The 12,925-nt window shown below is 68.4% G+C and carries 12 protein-coding genes; 5 read left to right on the forward strand and 7 right to left on the reverse strand.

Features of this window, described 5'->3' with window-relative positions:
* From RXV79_RS16015 to RXV79_RS16030, 4 genes are all read left to right on the forward strand, one after another.
* Positions 1 to 627, forward strand: a complete 627-nt coding sequence (locus RXV79_RS16015; protein ID WP_201813264.1) for a response regulator transcription factor — start codon at positions 1 to 3, stop codon at positions 625 to 627.
* A gap of 72 nt (positions 628 to 699) precedes the next feature.
* A complete protein-coding gene (folD, locus tag RXV79_RS16020; RefSeq protein WP_316698867.1) occupies positions 700 to 1,554 on the forward strand; it encodes a bifunctional methylenetetrahydrofolate dehydrogenase/methenyltetrahydrofolate cyclohydrolase FolD in 855 nt (284 codons plus the stop codon).
* 12 nt (positions 1,555 to 1,566) lie between these two features.
* On the forward strand, positions 1,567 to 3,609 hold the full coding sequence (locus tag RXV79_RS16025; protein ID WP_316698868.1) for a M3 family metallopeptidase: 2,043 nt from the start codon (positions 1,567 to 1,569) through the stop codon (positions 3,607 to 3,609).
* Positions 3,610 to 3,654: 45 nt separating this feature from the next.
* Positions 3,655 to 4,299 carry a glutaredoxin family protein gene (locus tag RXV79_RS16030; RefSeq protein WP_316698870.1) on the forward strand — a complete coding sequence of 215 codons (645 nt, stop codon included), beginning with the start codon at positions 3,655 to 3,657 and terminating at the stop codon, positions 4,297 to 4,299.
* An 18-nt stretch (positions 4,300 to 4,317) separates the two neighbouring features.
* Here the strand turns inward: RXV79_RS16030 and RXV79_RS16035 are convergent, their stop codons facing one another.
* Positions 4,318 to 4,755, reverse strand: coding sequence for an Lrp/AsnC family transcriptional regulator (locus RXV79_RS16035; RefSeq protein WP_316698872.1), 438 nt, complete (start codon positions 4,753 to 4,755; stop codon positions 4,318 to 4,320).
* Between the two features lie 129 nt (positions 4,756 to 4,884).
* Between RXV79_RS16035 and RXV79_RS16040 the strand changes: the two genes are divergently transcribed.
* Positions 4,885 to 7,068, forward strand: a complete 2,184-nt coding sequence (locus RXV79_RS16040) for a hypothetical protein (RefSeq protein WP_316698874.1) — start codon at positions 4,885 to 4,887, stop codon at positions 7,066 to 7,068.
* A gap of 2 nt (positions 7,069 to 7,070) precedes the next feature.
* On the opposite strand, the gene RXV79_RS16045 is transcribed toward RXV79_RS16040, so the two are convergent.
* The 6 genes from RXV79_RS16045 to RXV79_RS16070 are packed head-to-tail and all read right to left on the reverse strand — an operon-like array spanning position 7,071 to position 12,793.
* The gene (locus tag RXV79_RS16045; RefSeq protein ID WP_316698876.1) at positions 7,071 to 8,267 is read right to left on the reverse strand and encodes an MFS transporter; all 1,197 of its coding nucleotides are present in this window, start codon (positions 8,265 to 8,267) and stop codon (positions 7,071 to 7,073) included.
* Positions 8,267 to 9,715, reverse strand: coding sequence for a DNA recombination protein RmuC (gene rmuC / locus RXV79_RS16050; protein ID WP_316698877.1), 1,449 nt, complete (start codon positions 9,713 to 9,715; stop codon positions 8,267 to 8,269). The genes RXV79_RS16045 and rmuC overlap by 1 nt, the downstream gene beginning before the upstream one ends.
* Positions 9,716 to 9,727: 12 nt before the next feature.
* On the reverse strand, positions 9,728 to 10,726 hold the full coding sequence (locus RXV79_RS16055) for a 2-hydroxyacid dehydrogenase (protein WP_316698878.1): 999 nt from the start codon (positions 10,724 to 10,726) through the stop codon (positions 9,728 to 9,730).
* Positions 10,723 to 11,421: a nitroreductase gene (locus tag RXV79_RS16060; protein ID WP_316698880.1), complete on the reverse strand. Its 699-nt coding sequence runs from the start codon at positions 11,419 to 11,421 to the stop codon at positions 10,723 to 10,725. Before RXV79_RS16060 ends, RXV79_RS16055 begins: the two co-directional genes overlap by 4 nt.
* Positions 11,418 to 11,858: an acyl-CoA thioesterase gene (locus RXV79_RS16065; RefSeq protein WP_316698882.1), complete on the reverse strand. Its 441-nt coding sequence runs from the start codon at positions 11,856 to 11,858 to the stop codon at positions 11,418 to 11,420. Before RXV79_RS16065 ends, RXV79_RS16060 begins: the two co-directional genes overlap by 4 nt.
* A complete protein-coding gene (locus RXV79_RS16070; RefSeq protein ID WP_316698883.1) occupies positions 11,855 to 12,793 on the reverse strand; it encodes a histone deacetylase family protein in 939 nt (312 codons plus the stop codon). Before RXV79_RS16070 ends, RXV79_RS16065 begins: the two co-directional genes overlap by 4 nt.
* Positions 12,794 to 12,925 lie beyond the last annotated feature (132 nt).

Raw genomic sequence — 12,925 nt, forward strand, 5'->3', positions numbered from 1 at the left:
ATGAGCTTGATTCCGAAGAAGGGCACCGTCTACGTTGTGGACGATGACGAGGCCGTGCGAGATTCCTTGCAATGGCTGCTCGAAGGCAAGGACTACCGGGTCAAGTGCTTCGACTCTTCCGAATCCTTCCTCTCCCGCTTCGACCCGCGTGAAGTCGCGTGCCTCATCGCCGACATCCGCATGGACGGCATGAGCGGCCTGGAGCTGCAAGACCGCCTGCTCGAACGCAAGTCGCCGCTGCCGGTCGTCTTCATCACCGGCCATGGCGACGTGCCGATGGCGGTGAGCACCATGAAGAAGGGCGCGATGGACTTCATCGAGAAGCCCTTCAAGGAAGAAGAGCTGCTCAACCTCGTGGAGCGCATGCTCGACCAGGCCCGCAGCGCCTTCTCGCACCATCAAGAGGCTGCCAGCCGCGACGCGCTGCTCTCGCGCCTGACCACGCGTGAATCGCAGGTGCTCGAGCGCATCGTCGCCGGCCGCCTCAACAAGCAGATCGCCGACGACCTCGGCATCAGCATCAAGACGGTGGAAGCGCACCGCGCCAACATCATGGAAAAGCTCAACGCCAACACGGTCGCCGATCTTCTCAAGATCGCCCTTGGGGCGCAGCAGACCAAGGCATAACGCGCAACACATCACAAAGGGCCGCTGTCTCAGCGGCCCTTTTTAGTTTCAACTCTTCGAATCGAGGACCCCATGACTGCACAACTCATCGACGGCAACGCTTTGGCGAAGAAGATCCGCGGCGAAGTGGCGGAGCGCGCCGCCGCGCTGACCGCCCGTGGCCACCAGCCCGGCCTCGCCGTGGTGCTGGTCGGCGACGACCCGGCCAGCCAGGTCTACGTGAGCCACAAGGTCAAGGACTGCGAAGGCAGCGGCGTCTACTCCCTGCTCGACCGTTACCCCGCCGACATGAGCGAAGCGGCCCTGCTCAAGCGCATCGCCGAGCTGAATGCCGACCCGAAGATCCACGGCATCCTGGTGCAGATGCCTGTGCCCAAGCACATCGATCCGCAGAAGGTCATCGCCGCCATCGCCCCGCACAAGGACGTCGACGGCTTCTCCATCCAGAGCGCCGGCGCACTGGCGAGCGGCCTGCCGGGCTTCAAGTCGTGCACGCCCTATGGCTGCATGAAGCTGATCGAGACCACCGGCGTCAACCTGCGCGGCAAGCATGCGGTGGTCATCGGCCGCAGCAACACGGTGGGCAAGCCGATGGCGCAGCTGCTCTTGCAAGCTAGCGCCACCGTCACCATCTGCCACAGTGCCACGGTTGATCTCGGCGCCCACACCCGCCAGGCCGACGTGATCGTGGCGGCGGTGGGCCGGCGCAACACCGTCACCGCCGACATGGTCAAACCGGGTGCCGTCATCATCGACGTGGGCATGAACCGCAACGACGAAGGCAAGCTCTGTGGCGATGTGGACTTCGAAGGCGTCTCCAAGGTCGCTGGCTGGATCACGCCCGTGCCGGGGGGCGTGGGGCCGATGACCCGCGCGATGCTCCTCGTGAATACCATCGAAGCCGCGGAACGCGCCGCGTCCAACTGAATCAAGAGGCCTATGAGCAACCCCCTCCTCGACACCACCGGCCTGCCCCCCTTCGCGCAGATCAAGCCCGAGCACGTCACACCGGCCATCACCGAGCTGCTGGCGGCGGCCGATGCGGCGCTGGAAAAGGCCACGGGTGACGAGGTGCCGGCCGATTACGACGCGATGTCGGCCGTGCTCGATGTGGCCACCGAGCGCCTGCACAGCGCCTGGGGCGCCGTCTCGCACCTGAACCACGTCGCCGACAACCCCGAGTTGCGCGCCGTCTACAACGAAAACATCCCGAAGATCACCGAGTTCCACACCCGGCTCGGGGCCGACGAGCGCCTGTACGCCAAGTACAAGGCCATCGCCACGAGCCCGGCTGCCGCGAAGCTGAACGCGGCGCGCAAGAAGGCGCTTTCGAACGCCATGCGCGATTTCGTGTTGTCAGGTGCCGAGCTGCAAGGCGCGGCCCGCGAGCGCTACGCGCAGATCCAGGAGCGACATGCGGCGCTGACCACGGCGTATTCCGAGCACGTGATGGATGCGACCGACAGCTACGCGCTCTACGTCGACGAGAGCCGCCTCGCCGGTGTGCCCGACGACGTGAAGCAGGCTGCACGCGCCGCGGCCGAAGCGGAGGGCAAGCCGGGCTACAAGCTCACGCTGCACTTCCCGAGTTACTTCCCCGTGATGCAGTACGGCGACGACCGCGCCCTGCGCGAAGAGCTCTACACCGCCTACGCCACCCGCGCCAGCGAGCTCGGCAAGCCCGAGCACGACAACAGCGCCATCATGAAAGAGCTGTTGCAGTTGCGGCAGGAAGAAGCGCAGCTCCTCGGCTACAAGAACTTCGCCGAAGTCTCGCTCGTGCCCAAGATGGCCGACACGCCCCAGCAGGTGCTCGACTTCCTGCGCGATCTGGCGAAGCGCGCCCGCCCCTACGCAGAGCGTGATCTCACCGAGCTGCGCGAATTCGCCCGCACCGAACTCGGCCTTGCCGACCTGCAATCCTGGGACGTGCCCTACGCCAGCGAGAAGCTGAAGGAAGCCCGCTACGCGTTCAGCGACCAGGAGGTGAAGCAGTACTTCACCGAACCCAAGGTGCTGAGTGGCCTCTTCCGCATCATCGAGACGCTCTTCGAAGTGAGCATCCGGCCCGACACGGCCGAGGTGTGGAACCCGAACGTGCGCTTCTTCCGCATCGAGCGCGACGCCTCGAAGGTGCCCTCCGGTAGCCCGCAGCTCGTCGGCCAGTTCTACCTCGACCCCTACGCCCGCACCGGCAAGCGCCCGGGTGCGTGGATGGACGACGTGCGTGGCCGCTGGGCCCGCCCCGAAGGCAGCACGCAGACGCCCGTGGCGCACCTCGTGTGCAACTTCACCCCGCCCGCCGACGGCAAGCCCGCGCTGCTCACTCACGACGAGGTCACCACCCTCTTCCACGAGTTCGGCCACGGCCTGCACCACATGCTCACGCAGGTGAACGACATCGGCGTGGCCGGCATCTCCGGCGTCGAGTGGGACGCGGTCGAGCTGCCCAGCCAGTTCATGGAGAACTTCTGCTGGGAGTGGGAAGTGCTCAAGCACCTCACCGCCCACGTCGACAGCGGCGAGCCGCTGCCCCGTGCGCTCTACGACAAGATGCTCGCCGCCAAGAATTTCCAGAGCGGCCTGCAGACGCTGCGCCAGATCGAGTTCGCCCTCTTCGACATGCGACTGCATGGCGAGCCCGGCAGCGAGAACGACATCCAGGGGCTGGTGGACGAGGTGCGGCGCGAGGTGTCGGTGATGCCGCCACCCGCATTCAACCGCTTCCAGCATTCCTTCTCGCACATCTTCGCGGGGGGCTACTCGGCCGGCTACTACAGCTACAAGTGGGCCGAGGTGCTGAGCGCCGATGCGTGGAGTGCCTTCGAGGAAACCAGCGCCCTCGACCCCGAGACCGGCCGGCGCTACCGGGAGGCCATCCTCGAGGCCGGCGGCAGCCGCCCCGCGATGGAAAGCTTCAAGGCCTTCCGCGGCCGCGAGCCACGAATTGACGCACTTTTGCGCCACCAAGGCATGGCCTGATGCCTAGAATTTGAGCGCCTCGCCGCGCTACGGAGACCCCACGACATGAACGCACGCCACCGCGCGATCCACACCCTGGCCGCTTCGGTTGCCGCCCTTTCCGCCGGTGTTCTGCTGCTCTCGGCGGCCCCGGCCTTCGCGCTCTACAAGGTGGTCGGCCCCGACGGCAAGATCACCTACACCGACCGGCCCGATGTCGGCACCGACAAGAAGGTGCAGAGCGTGAACACCCGAGGCGGCGGCGGGGCCGACGATGCGTCGCTGCCTTTCGAGCTGCGCCAGATCGCCCTTCGCTTCCCGGTCGTGCTCTACGTCGCTGCGGACTGCCAACCCTGCGATGAAGCCCGGCAGTTCCTGCGCGGGCGCGGCATTCCCGCTTCCGAAAAGCTCGTCACCACGCCGGAAGACGGGCAGGCCCTGCAGCGCCTGACCGGCGGCAGCACGCTCCCGGTGATGACGGTGGGCGCGCAGATCGTGCGCGGCTGGCAGCGCGAGCAATGGGCGTCCTACATCGACGCGGCCGGCTACCCGAAGGATTCGAAGCTGCCGGCCAACTTCCCCCAAGGCAAGCCCGAGCCGCTCACCGAAGCGCGCCCCGCACCGGCTCCCGCCGCACCCCAGCCGGCCCCGGCCGCGCCACCCGCACCCGCGCCGGCACCGGCGCCTGCCCCCGGCACGATCCGCTTCTGACGCCGCGGCGGTCGCCGCTCAGACCATCCCCGACAGCTCGATCTCGCGCAGCACCAGGCGCGTATAGGTATCGCTCACGCCCGGGTGCTTGCGCAGCGCCTCGGTGACCTGCATCAGCTCGTGGCTGTTTTCGCAGGCCACGCGGATCGCGTAGTCGAACGACCCCGTCATCAACGCCGCTTCCATCACCTGCGGCATGTGACGCAGCGCGTTCTCGAATTCGAGCGCCGAGGTCTGCGCGCTCAGCTTGATCTCGATCTGCGCCTCCAGGCTTCGGCCCATGGCCTGCGGGTCGAGCACCGCGCGGATGTGGCGGATCGTCCCGCTCTCCTGCAGCCGGCGAAAGCGCTCGGCCACCGCGTTGGCGCTCAGGTGCACGGCTTCGCCCAGCTCGCGGAAGGTGAGGCGGCCGTCGCGCGTCAGGTGCCTGAGGATTTCGTGGTCGATTCTGTCCATGGCGGTGATTAGCTCTGCTGCAGCGTGCCATTGGACAAGATTTCCGCGTTTCCCAAGCCGGGAAGCTCCATAAAGTTTGGCGCATTCCTTCACGACGAATCCGCCGCGGCCCGGCCCGCGATTTCACGCATGAGCACCCGACGCCCCCCGCCCGACCCCACCCGCATCAACCGCCGAACACTGCTCGGCTGGGGTGGCAGCAGCGCCCTGCTGAGCGCCTGCGGCGGGGGCGGTGGCGGCTCGTCGTCCGACGCGCCTCCCCCGCCGCCGGGCCCGACGCTCCCACCCGCCGAGCGCCTGCAAGCCCTTGGCGCAGTGGCCTCGGAGTACGAGCGCCTGTGCGACGGCACCATCGGTGCCTCCAGCGACGCAGTGGCGGCGTTCATGCGCGCCCGGCCCGAATACCGCCGCGTCACCGTGATGCCCGACGGCTGCGTCTGCGGTGAGTTCAGCGATGGCCAGATCCACGTCGTCGCCAACAACCAGCGCACCGGCGTGACGCGCCCTTCGACCGCCTGGCAGCCGGGCGCATCCAACGCCGCCATCGCCCGACGCGCCTCAACCCACGCCGCACGGGAGGCTCGCCCCGCTGCCGAGGGCGACGTGCCACTCTCGGGCGTGCCCTCGTCGCCCGCGGGTGTGTCGGCCAGCACCTTCCGGAGCTACGCCGAGACCGATGGCTCCTCAGGCGAGGTCGAGCGCTACGAGCGCTGGCTGCGCAACGCCGGCGTCGAGCTGCTGCCCTCGTGGGCGCCCACCGTCCAGAACCTCAAAGACCTGCCCGAGCTGGGCTTCTTCAACTGGCTCACCCACGGCGGCATGCTCGACGCAAGCGGCGGCATCACGCACGCCCTGATGACCGACACGGTGGCCGACATCGAAGCCATCGTCGGCCACCTCACCGACCTGCAGGCCGGCAACCTCGTCTACTACACCGGCCAGTACCTCTACAGCCGGGGCAAGTGGGCCGTCGACAACTTCCTCGCCATCACGCCGGCCTTCATCGAGCGCTACCGCTGGCGCTTCAGCGCCAACAGCATCGTGCTCATCCACGCCTGCGCGAGCGACTTCGTGGGCTTCCGCGAGGCCTTCCGCGCCGCGGGCGCGGGCGTCTACGGTGGCTGGTCGCACCCGGTCTTCGTGAATGCCGCGGCCGAGGCCATGCACTGGATGCTCGACAAGTTCGTGGCCAGCAACCTCAGCGTGCCCACGCCCGACCCGCGCAACCGCGCCCACGACTACGAGGCCATCAAGCGCGTGGGCGACGAGGCCGGCCTGACGCTCTATGACGACCCGAGCGAAGGTGGCCCGGTGTCGTTCCGCTTCACACGCCTGAACGGCAACCCGGGAACGCTGCTGCCGAGCATGGTGCGCATGGGCGTCGAGGAAAACCAGAGCCGGCTCACGCTCTACGGCAGCTTCGGCGACGCGCGCGGCAAGGTGTTCGTGGGCACCACGCTCGCCACCGACCCCTCCGGCCTCGACAACTACCTGCCCTGGCGCCCCGCCGGCACGGTGACCGAGCTGGCGGTGCTCGAGTGGTCGGCCGATGAGGTGACCGTCGAGCTGCCGCGCACCGGCCCCGGCTCGGCCGGCTACGTGGCCGTGCAGGTGGGCCGCCGCTGGGGCAACGCCCGCGCCCTCACCCGCTGGAACGGGCAGATGCTCGTGCGCTCGCGCGGGCCCGGCACGCTGCTCCTGCAGCACACCCTGCAGTTCAGTGCACGATGCGACATCGGTCTGTGGCGCAACGAACCCGACGGCCCGCTGCAAGACGCATTGACCGCGTGGACAGCCACCCCCTTCGAGGCCCCATCGAACTGGACCTGGGCCGCAACCGGCCAGCACACGCACACCGAGCCGGGGCCGGTCACCAGCACCGTGACGTGGAGCGGCAGCCACCGCTTCGAGCTGCCGTCGCCGCAGAACCCCAACCCGCCGCTGCAGCAGTACTACAGCGTGTTCGGCATCGTCGACCGCCAGCAGGCCGAGTTCCGCGTGGCGATCTCGGGCGGTGCCTTCGGCGCGATGCCCGCGGTACAGGTGATCACCATGCCCGACAGCAGCACGCGCCTGGAGTCGAACTTCAACATCGGGCTGCCGCTGGCGCTGTCACCCACACCGCTCCCCGCCGGCCGCCCTGGCATCAACCGCACGCTCGCCCCCGACTTCTCTGTCCCGGCTGGCGAGTTCGTAGCGACCGAGCCCACCTTGCTGCCACTGGCCGACCCCAACCTCAACACGCTGACCCACAGCATCACCTGGGACGCGATGAGCGCGGAGTACCCGCCGCACCGCAACGGCGGCGCCTGAGGTCAGGGCTTCGTGTCGGACCCGAGCGCCAGCACTTGGCCCATCCGGCGCGCCTGCCAGCTGCCCATGCCCACCGCCGCACCCATCGCCCAGAACAAGGCCGAAGCGCCGACGGCGGCGCCCGCCGCGCCGAACACCAGCGGCATCACGGCGCTCGTCGCGTTGACGGTCATCGAGCGCAGGGCGATTGCCTCGCCGTGGCGGTGGCCCGGCGTGAGGTGGTGCAGGCTCGTCATCACCATCGGGTTCACCGCACCCAGCGCCAGGCCCAGCGCCGCGGCGCACAGGCCCATCAACCAGGCGTTGTGCATCAGCGGGTAGACGCAGAAGACACCCGCGGTGAGCAGCATCGCGGCAGCCAGCACCTGGTGCTCGCGCAAGCGGTGCGAGAGAAACGGCAGCACCACCCGCACACTCGCCACGGCCGCCGCGAACACGCCGAGGATCAGCCCGATCGCCGACGCGCTGAAGCCGCGCTCGTGGCCGATCACCGGCACGATGAACGAGTGCAGGTCCCAGCTCGACGACATCAGGAAGTTGACGAGCAGCAGGCGGCCCACGCCGGGCATCGCGAGGATGTCCCACGCCGCGCTCTTGGTGCCGGCCACCGGCGCCGCCGCGGCCACCGCCTCGCGGGGCACTTGGCGCGACCACCACACCGCCGCGAACGGCAGAAGCGTCAAGGCCACGAACGCGCCACGGAAGCCGGTCAGGTCGATCAGCGCCCCCGCCGTCACCGGCCCGACCACGTTTGACATCGCAGGCGCGAGGCCCAGCCAGCTGAAGACGCGGGTCAGGCCTGCACGGTCGCCGTCGGCCAGCTTGCCGGCGCTGCGCTGGTTGGCGATGAGGCCGAAGTTCGTTCCCACGCCACAGAGGCAGGCGGCGATGCACAGCAACGGGAACTGCGCCTGCGTCCACCACGTGGCGGCCACCGCCAGCGTGCCGCCAACCACCGTGAGGCTCACCGCCATCCGCAGCGGGCGGTGATAGCCATGTCGGTCCGCCAGGCGCCCGGCGTACAGCGACGACAGCACGGGCGCCGCGGCAAAAAGCCCCAGCAACACACCCACCGCCCACGCCGGCTGGCCGCTGCGCAGCGCCAGCAGCGGCCCCGCGACACGCACACCCGCCATGCAGGAATGCAAGCACACCTGGCCCATGATCAAGGCCAGGAGCGGTCGCGAGAACGAGGCCATCAGGGTTCGAGCAGGTCGCCGGTGGTGAGGCCCGCATCATCCGCCGGCAGCGGCAGCACGACCTTGGCGCGGGCTTCCGGCAGCGCTTCGACCGTGCGCAGTTCACGCGACATGGCACGCGCGCGCACCTCGGCCTGCAGGATGTTGTTGCTGGCCTCGTCGAGCTTCTTCTTGGTCTTGGCGAGCACGTCGCCGAACTTGCCGAACTCGGTCTTGACCGCGCCCAGCACCTCCCACACCTCGACCGAGCGCTTCTCCAGCGCGAGGGTCCGAAAGCCCATCTGCAGGCTGCTCAGGGTGGCAAGCAAGGTGGTCGGGCCGGCGAGCATCACGCGGTGTTCACGTTGCAGCGCCTCCACGAGGCCGGGCCGGCGCAGCGCTTCGGCATACAGGCCCTCGGTCGGCACGAAGAGGATGCCGAAGTCGGTGGTGTGCGGTGGCGAGACGTACTTCTCACGGATCGTCTTGGCCTCGGCGCGCAGGCGCAGCTCGATGGCCTTGGCGGCGGCTTCGGCGGCGGGAGCGTCGGCGTTGTGCTGCGCGTCGACCAGCCGCTCGTAGTCTTCACGCGGGAACTTGCAGTCGATCGGCAGCCACAGCGGCACACCATCCGTACGCTGCCCCGGGAGGCGAATGGCGAACTCGACCCGCGCGCCGGTGTTGGGCACCGTCTCGACGTTGGTGCCGTATTGCTCGGGCGTGAACACCTGCTCGAGCAGGCCCGCGAGCTGCGTCTCGCCGAAGGTGCCACGCGTCTTCACGTTGTTGAGCACGCGGCTGAGCGATCCCACGTCGCGCGCAAGGCCCTGCATCTCGCCCAGGCCACGGTGCACCTGCTCGAGTCGCTCGGCCACCTGCTTGAAGCTTTCGCCCAGGCGCTGCTCGAGCGTCGCGTGCAGCTTCTCGTCGACCGTGGCGCGCATCTGTTCGAGCTTCTGCTCGTTGCCCTGCTGCAAGACGGTGAGGCGCTGCTCGACGGCGCTGCGCACTTCGGCAAGGCGTCGCTCGTTGGCGTCGGAGAGCGCGCGGAGCTGTTCGTTGAGCGTGTCGGAAAAGCGCTTGAGGCCTGCGTCCTGCGCTTCGCGGGAGGCCATCGCCTGCGCCGCCTGCGAGCTCGCGGCGGCTTGCAGCGTGTCGCTCACCGCCTGCTGCATGGCGGCGAGCTGCACGCGGAAGCTGTCGATCTGCTCGTTCTGCAGGCGTGCCACGTTGGCCTGCGCGCCGGTGAGCGTCTGCTGGAAGTTGGCGAGCGTGCTGCCTAGCTCCTGCCGAGTGCCCTGGGCGCTGCGGCCGAGTTCATCGCGCAGCTCGCGCTCCAGGCGCTCGGTGCTGCTGCGCAGGTCGGTCTTGAGGCTGTCATCCGCGGGCGGCCGGCGAAACGCCAGCCAGACCAGCAGCACGAGATTGACGGCGAGAAGCGCCGCCACGATCCACCACGGGGTTTGCATCCGGCGATTGTCTCAGGCAGGTTTCAGCACTTCGGGGTTGAGCGGCGTTGGCGGGCGACCGGCCTGCGGGCCGAAGCCGAGGGCCGCGATCAGGTTGTCGGCCGCGAGGTTGGCCATCGCAAGCCGCGTGGCGCGCGTGGCGCTCGCGATGTGCGGCGTGAGCACGACGTTGGGCACCTGCAGCAGCGCCGGGTGGACGGCGGGTTCGCCTTCGAACACGTCGAGACCGGCCGCAGCGATCTTCTGGGCCGCCAGCGCCTGGGCCAGCGCCGCATCGTCGACCACGCCGCCGCGGGCGATGTTGGTCAGCGTCGCAGTGGGCTTCATCAGCGCAAGTTCCGCCGCGCCGATGGCATGGTGCGACGAAGCTGAGTAAGGCACCACGATCACCAGGTGGTCGGCCTGGCGCAGCAGCTCGTCTTTCGAGACGTAGCTCGCCTTGCAGTCGGCCTCGATCTCCGCGGCGAGCCGCGAGCGGTTGCAATAGATCACCTTCATGCCGAAGCCATGTGCCCCGCGCCGGGCAATGGCCTGGCCGATGCGGCCCATGCCGAGGATGCCGAGCGTGGCGCCGTGGATGTCGCTGCCGGCGAACATGTCGATCGCCCACTTCTTCCATTCGCCGCGGCGCAGGTAGTGCTCGGATTCGGTGACACGCCGCGCCGCCGCCATCATCAGCGCGAAGCCGAAGTCGGCAGTGGTTTCGGTCAGCACGTCGGGCGTGTTGGTGCAGAGCACGCCGCGTGCGGTGGCGGCCGGCACGTCGAGGTTGTTGTAGCCCACCGCGATGTTGCACACCGCGCGCAAGCCGGGGGCTGCGGCCAGCACGCCGTCGTCGATGCGCTCGCTGCCGGTGGTCATCACCCCCTGTTTGCCTTGCAGGCGGGCGATCAACTCGTCGCGGGAATAGATGTTGTCGTCACTGTTGACTTCGACCTCGAAGTGCTCGCGCAGGCGCGCCACGACTTCGGGCTGAATCGCTCGCGCGACCAAGACGGCAGGACGGCTCATTCCAGGAACCTCGCAAAGTTTGTGACCGATTCGCGCTCGGTCTGGAGGGTGTTCTCGATCGCGTCGGTGTCGGCGTAACCGAGCGACATGCCGCAGACGAGCTTCTCGTCTGGCGATGCGCCAATGGCCGGCAGGATGATGCGGTGGAACTGCGTCCACGCAGCCTGCGGGCAGGTGTCGAGCCCGCGGGCGCGCGCGGCGACCATGATGTTTTGCAGGAACATGCCGTAGTCGAGCCAGCTGCCCTGCTCCATCACGCGGTCGATGGTGAACATGAGGCCGACCGGCGCGTCGAAGAAGGCGTAATTGCGGCCGTGCTGGGCGTGCATGCGTTCCTTGTCGCCCTTGGCGATGCCCAGCAGGGAGTACAGGTCCCAGCCGACCTTGCGGCGGCGGTCGATGTAGGGCGACTGCCATTGGCGCGGGTAGTAGGCGTAGTCCTCGTGGTGCTGGGCCGAAACGGCGGGGTCGTCGTACGCAGCGCGCACCTGCTGCGACAGCGAGCGCCGCGATTCGCCGGTGAGCACGTAGACCTTCCACGGCTGCGTGTTGGTGCCTGACGGCGCGCGTGCGGCGACCTGCAGGATGTCGACCAGCGTCTCGCGCGGCACCGGCGTGGGCAGGAAGGCCCGCAGCGAACGCCGCGAGGTGATCGCGGCATCGACCGCGGCGGTCTGTTCGGGCGTGGGCTTCAAACCTTGAGCTCCTGCAACGCGCGCTGAAGCGCTTCGGGCAGCGGCACGGGGCGGCGCGTGTCGCGGTCGACGTAGACGTGCACGAAATGGCCGCGCGCGGCGCACAACGCTTCACCCGCCGCGAAGATGCCGATCTCGTAGCGCACGCTGGAGGCACCCATGTGCGCGACGCGAATGCCGGCCTCCACCATCTGCGGGAACTCGACCGACGCAAAGTAGTTGCAGTGCGTCTCGACCACGAGGCCGATGGTGCGTCCCTTGCGAATATCGAGCGCGCCCGCCTCGATGAGGTAGCGGTTCACCGCGGTGTCGAAGAGGCTGTAGTAGACGACGTTGTTGAGGTGGCCGTAGGCGTCGTTGTCTTCCCAGCGGGTGGCGATTGGCGCAAAGTGGCGGTAGGCCTCGCGGCCGTCGGGCTGTGGGCGGGGGGTGCTCATGGGTGCTGATTGTTCCATCGCTGCCAATGCCCTTCGGCCAGGCGCAGGGTGTTGACCTGCACTTGCACGGTGTCGGCAAGGTCGCGCCCGTAGCCCCCGGCCATCGAGAGCGCGACGGGGATGCGCCGCTTCAGCAGGGCGTCGAACACACGCCGGTCGCGCTCGGCCAGGCCTTCGGTGCTGAGCTTCAGGCGGCCGAGGCGGTCGCCCTCGTGCGGGTCGGCACCAGCGAGGTAGAAGACGAGGCCGGGCGGGTGATCGCCGTGGCGCGACCAGAGTACGTCGAGCGCCGCATCGAGTGCCTGCAGGTACTCGGCATCGCCGCAACCGTCAGGCAGGTCGACGTCGAGGTCGCCGGGCTGCTTGCGGAAGGGGAAGTTCTTCGCGCCGTGCATCGACAGCGTGAACACCGTCGGGTCGTCTCGAAAGATCGACGCGGTGCCGTTGCCCTGGTGCACGTCGAGGTCGATCACGGCCACGCGCAACAGGCGCCGATGCGCGCGGTGCCATTCCGCCTGCATCAGGCGCGCAGCCACAGCGACGTCGTTGAACACACAGTAGCCGCCGCCGCTGTCGGCACTCGCATGGTGGGTGCCCCCGGCCAGATTGGCCGCGATGCCCTCGCGCAGGGCGGCACGCGCCGCCATGATGGTCGCACCCACGGATCGGCACGCCCGCTCCACCATGCGCGGCGACCAGGGGAAGCCGATCTCGCGCTGCGCTTGCGTGCTCAGGTGGCCCTGCAACACCGTCGAGATGTAGTTCGGCTCGTGGGCCAGCGCCAGTTCGCCTTCGGTCGCGGGCTGGGCTGGGTGCAAATCCAAGGACGGGAACTCGGCCGCCACCCGGTCCCGCAGAAGCCCGTATTTCTGAAAGGGGAAGCGATGCCCCGGCGGCAACTGGAGCCCCACGTGGTCGGCAAAAAAAGCCTTCATGCTCAATGACTTAGAAGTGGCGCTCTAATTTGTTGCATTGCAACAAATAACGCTTGAAAACTCGGCTGGCGTTCGTATACTTCTGGTCATGGTGCAGCGCAACATTGCTGTGTCAGACCCCTCAATCTAACC

Origin of the sequence: Piscinibacter gummiphilus, from assembly GCF_032681285.1 — a bacterium.
Taxonomy (GTDB): domain Bacteria; phylum Pseudomonadota; class Gammaproteobacteria; order Burkholderiales; family Burkholderiaceae_C; genus Rhizobacter; species Rhizobacter gummiphilus_A.